Source organism: Streptomyces sp. URMC 123 (assembly GCF_051386515.1).
Taxonomy (GTDB): Bacteria; Actinomycetota; Actinomycetes; order Streptomycetales; family Streptomycetaceae; genus Streptomyces.
The window spans coordinates 1-4,227 of record NZ_JBPQTV010000448.1 but is presented as its reverse complement, the minus strand read 5'-3'; the positions used below and the strand labels follow the sequence as shown (position 1 = coordinate 4,227).

4 protein-coding genes are annotated in these 4,227 nt (G+C 71.7%); 2 read left to right on the top strand and 2 right to left on the bottom strand.

The window, feature by feature from the left end; translation table 11 throughout:
- Positions 1–183: 183 nt before the first annotated feature.
- Together ACSNOD_RS29080 and glmS are read left to right on the top strand one after the other, a co-directional pair.
- Positions 184–459: a hypothetical protein gene (locus ACSNOD_RS29080; protein ID WP_436770060.1), complete on the top strand. Its 276-nt coding sequence runs from the start codon at positions 184–186 to the stop codon at positions 457–459.
- A gap of 98 nt (positions 460–557) precedes the next feature.
- A complete protein-coding gene (gene glmS / locus ACSNOD_RS29075; RefSeq protein ID WP_436770059.1) occupies positions 558–2,378 on the top strand; it encodes a glutamine--fructose-6-phosphate transaminase (isomerizing) in 1,821 nt (606 codons plus the stop codon).
- A 189-nt stretch (positions 2,379–2,567) separates the two neighbouring features.
- Here the strand turns inward: glmS and ACSNOD_RS29070 are convergent, their stop codons facing one another.
- Both ACSNOD_RS29070 and ACSNOD_RS29065 read right to left on the bottom strand, forming a co-directional pair.
- Positions 2,568–3,149 carry an acetate uptake transporter gene (locus ACSNOD_RS29070; protein WP_436770058.1) on the bottom strand — a complete coding sequence of 194 codons (582 nt, stop codon included), beginning with the start codon at positions 3,147–3,149 and terminating at the stop codon, positions 2,568–2,570.
- A gap of 235 nt (positions 3,150–3,384) precedes the next feature.
- Complete coding sequence (locus tag ACSNOD_RS29065) at positions 3,385–3,909, bottom strand: universal stress protein (protein ID WP_436770057.1); 525 nt, start codon at positions 3,907–3,909, stop codon at positions 3,385–3,387.
- Positions 3,910–4,227 lie beyond the last annotated feature (318 nt).

Below are 4,227 nucleotides of genomic sequence, written 5' to 3'. Positions count from 1 at the left end.
GGGGGCGGCGCCGCCCTGGCGCCCGCGCCGCCGCCCCCGGCGGCCGGCCCACGGCGGCCGGCCCCGGCGGCCCCGGCCTCCGGAGCCTCGGCCTCCACCCTCCCCACACCTTCAATTCCAAGATCCTGCCCGATTTCGGGCAGGATTCTTGCGAAACTTCTCCCCGACCCGCAGTATCAACGGGTGCTCGATCGCCCCACGACCCACGACGACCTCGTCGACCACCTGGTTCGCACCACGCCGCTCCAGCGCGGCGAGGCCGCCCGGGTGGTGCTGGACGTGCTGGCGTTCTTCGACGAGACGGTCGAGGAGTTCGTCCGCCGGCGCCACCGCGAACTGCAGTCGCGGGGGATGACCAACGCGGACATCTTCGAGCGGATCACGGCCGAGCTGCCGCACCGCGCGGTGGCGCCACCGGAGCTCTCGCTGCGCCAGCTGCGCCGCATCGTCTACGGCTGATCACCGTCGATCGGGAAGCCGCGCCACGCCGCGCGCCCCGAACACGACCGAGCCCACAGCCTTCGGAACCATTCAGCACCACGGGAGGGACGCACCACATGTGCGGAATCGTCGGATATATCGGTAAGCGCGATGTGGCACCGCTGCTCCTGGAGGGCCTCCAGCGCCTGGAGTACCGCGGGTACGACTCCGCCGGCATCGCCCTGCACGCCGGCGGCAAGGCCGGCGGCCTGAAGACCGCCAAGGCCAAGGGCCGGGTCCGCGAGCTCGAGTCCCGCCTGCCCAAGCGCTTCAACGGCACCACCGGCATCGCCCACACCCGCTGGGCCACCCACGGCGCGCCGAACGACGTCAACGCCCACCCGCACCTGGACGCCGACGAGAAGGTCGCCGTCGTCCACAACGGCATCATCGACAACGCCTCCGAGCTGCGCGCCAGGCTGACGGCCGACGGCATCGCGTTCGCCTCCGACACCGACACCGAGGTGCTCGCCCACCTCATCGGCCGCTCCCAGGCCGACACGCTGGAGGAGAAGGTCCGCGAGGCGCTGCGGCACATCGAGGGCACCTACGGCATCGCCGTGCTGCACGCCGACTTCCCGGACCGCATCGTCGTGGCCCGCAACGGCTCCCCCGTCGTGCTGGGCATAGGCGAGAAGGAGATGTTCGTCTCCTCCGACGTCGCCGCCCTGGTCAGCCACACCCGCCAGGTCGTCACCCTCGACGACGGCGAGATGGCCACCCTCAAGGCCGACGACTACCGCACGTACACCACCGAGGGCTCCACCACCTCGACCCAGCCGACCACCGTCGAGTGGGAGGCCGAGTCGTACGACATGGGCGGCCACGACACGTACATGCACAAGGAGATCCACGAGCAGGCCGACGCCGTGGACCGCGCGCTGCGCGGCCGGATCGACGACCGCTTCTCCACCGTGCACCTGGGCGGGCTGAACCTGGACGCCCGCGACGCCCGCGCCGTGCGCCGGGTGAAGATCCTCGGCTGCGGCACCTCGTACCACGCCGGTCAGATCGGCGCCCAGATGATCGAGGAGCTGGCCCGCATCCCCGCGGACGCCGAGCCGGCCTCCGAGTTCCGCTACCGCAACCCGGTCGTCGACCCCGACACCCTCTACATCGCGGTGTCCCAGTCCGGTGAGACCTACGACGTGCTCGCCGCCGTCCAGGAGCTCAAGCGCAAGGGCGCCCGCGTGCTGGGCCTGGTGAACGTGGTCGGCTCGGCGATCGCCCGGGAGACCGACGGCGGCATCTACGTCCACGCCGGCCCCGAGGTCTGCGTCGTCTCCACCAAGTGCTTCACCAACATGGTGGTCTCCTTCGGCCTGCTCGCCCTGCACCTGGGCCGCACCCGCGACCTGTCCGTCGCCGACGGCAAGCGGATCATCGCGGGCCTGCGCAAGCTGCCCGCCCAGATCGCCGAGATCCTCGAGAACGAGGCGCAGATCGAGAAGCTGGCCATGGAGTACGCGGAGGCCAAGTCGATGATGTTCATCGGCCGGGTGCGCGGCTACCCCGTCGCCCGCGAGGCCTCGCTGAAGCTCAAGGAGGTCTCGTACATCCACGCCGAGGCCTACCCGGCCTCCGAGCTGAAGCACGGCCCGCTGGCGCTCATCGAGCCGGCGATGCCGACGGTCGCGATCGTCCCGGACGACGACCTGCTGGAGAAGAACCGCGCCGCGCTGGAGGAGATCAAGGCCCGCAGCGGCCGCATCCTCGCCGTCGCGCACCAGGAGCAGGAGAAGGCCGACCACACCATCGTGGTGCCGAAGAACGAGGACGAGCTGGACGCCATCCTCATGGGCATCCCGCTCCAGCTCTTCGCGTACTACACGGCCAAGGCGATGGGCCGGGACATCGACAAGCCGCGCAACCTGGCCAAGTCCGTCACCGTCGAGTGACGGCCCCCAGCCGGCGCCCTCCGGGGGGAACCCAGGGGTGACTTCGGGGGCGCCACCGGGTACGGGCGCCTGTCCCCGACCGTACCCATGGGTGACCCCCCGCGCGTGCCACCAAGCGCGCGGGGGGTCACCTCCTTCGAGCCGGCGTCGCCCACGACGCCGGCTGCGGACGCTGCCTGCCGGGAACCGTCACCTCCCGAGCGGCAGCACGCTCCGGCCGAAGCCCGCGTTGGCGAGCCGGGCCGTCGCCCCGTACCAGGCCGCGGCGCCGCTCACCACGGCGATCCAGCCCGCGATCCGGGCCGGTTCGGCGCTGTCCACGAAGCGCGCGACGGCCAGCAGGACCAGCGCCACGAAAAGCAGTCCGAAAACCACCCGTGCGACCGGCCCCCAGCCCCAGGCCGCGAGGGTGAGGCTGAGCGCCAGCAGCGCCCACAGCAGCAGGAAGAGCCCCTGGGCGTGGTCGCTCACCCGGGCCTCCCCGACGCCGGTGCCCCAGGTGAACCAGAAGGCGCCGAGCGCGGTGAACGCCGTCCCCGTGGGGACCGCGCCGCCGCGCAGCTCCCACAGGCCGGCGACGAAGAGAGTGACCCCGCCGACGAACAGGGCGAGCGCCGAGGCGTCCTGGGCCGTCACGCCGTCGATGACGTCGGCGTGGAACAGGCCGAACGCCAGCAGTGTCAGCCCGAGGGCCAGCAACCCGAGCGCCGAGGCGTCCCCTCCCGGCCCGGCGGCTCCCGCCCGGCGTCCCGCGAAGACTTCGTTGTCCACGACGGGCTCCTTCCTGTGCAGTTGTACGAGGCTGTACCCGTCACAAATGCACAATCCACCTCTACGCACGAGTAGATTTGTCGACTGTCAAGAAAACTTGACGCCAACTCACCCCTGGGCCAGGGAAGTTGACCGACGCGACGGGCCGGGGGCACGGAGCGCCGGCCGCGGGCGTGGCGGCCCCGGGGCATGGAGCGCAGGCACGGGCGAGGTGACCGCGGGGCCGCGCCGGGTCTCAGGGAATGACGACGACCGGCCGCTGGGCCCGCCGGGCCAGCCGCCCGGCGACCGAGCCGAAAATGCGCCCGACCAGCCCGTGCGTGGAGCCGACCACGATCGCGTCGGCGCAGTACTCGCGGCCGACCTCTTCGAGTTCGTGGCAGATGTCCCCGCCGCGCTCGACCAGAATCCACGGCACCTCGGAGAGGTAGTCCGCACAGGCCAGCTCGAGGCCGAGCACCTCCGTGCGGTGATCCGGGACGTCGACGAAGACCGGCGGCTCGCAGCCGGCCCAGACAGTCGTCGGCAGCCGGTTGGCCACGTGAACGATGATCAGACCGGAGCCGGACCGCCGGGCCATGCCGATGGCGTAGGCGAGGGCGCGCTCACTGGAGGTGGAGCCGTCGAAGCCGACGACGACGCCGTGCTGGAACGCCGGGTCGCAGGAGTGGCGTTTCTCTTCCGCCGCGTCGAGGGGCGCCGTGGGATCGGCGACCTGCTTGCTGCGGTCCGCGGGTTCGGGGATTTCGTGTCCGGCCATCGGAGTCTCGGCGAAGGAAGTCCTCTTGGGAGGGAACGACGGTTGACGGCGGAGCGGGGTCGAAGCGGCTGGCCTCATTGCCCGGGGCGACGCCCGGCTGCCCGGGTGTCATGTCCGGGAATCATCTTCCCAAGCCCTTACCCCCAAGGGTACGGCGACACTCCCCGCCTGCCCAGAGCCCATCTGAGTGGGTGAGGGCCCGGAGCCGCGGCGACAGCCGCTGCTGCGGCTGTCCCGGGAGCATGCCCCAGGCGGGCCCGGAGCGCAATGCCCCCTTCACCCGGGAGTGCGGCCCCACCCCTTCTCTCGGACCCCCGC

Coding starts and splice junctions, on each gene's coding strand:
- glmS (WP_436770059.1), top strand. CDS start 558: ATGTGCGGAATCGTCGGATATATCGGTAAGCGCGATGTGGCACCGCTG.
- ACSNOD_RS29065 (WP_436770057.1), bottom strand. CDS start 3,909: ATGGCCGGACACGAAATCCCCGAACCCGCGGACCGCAGCAAGCAGGTC.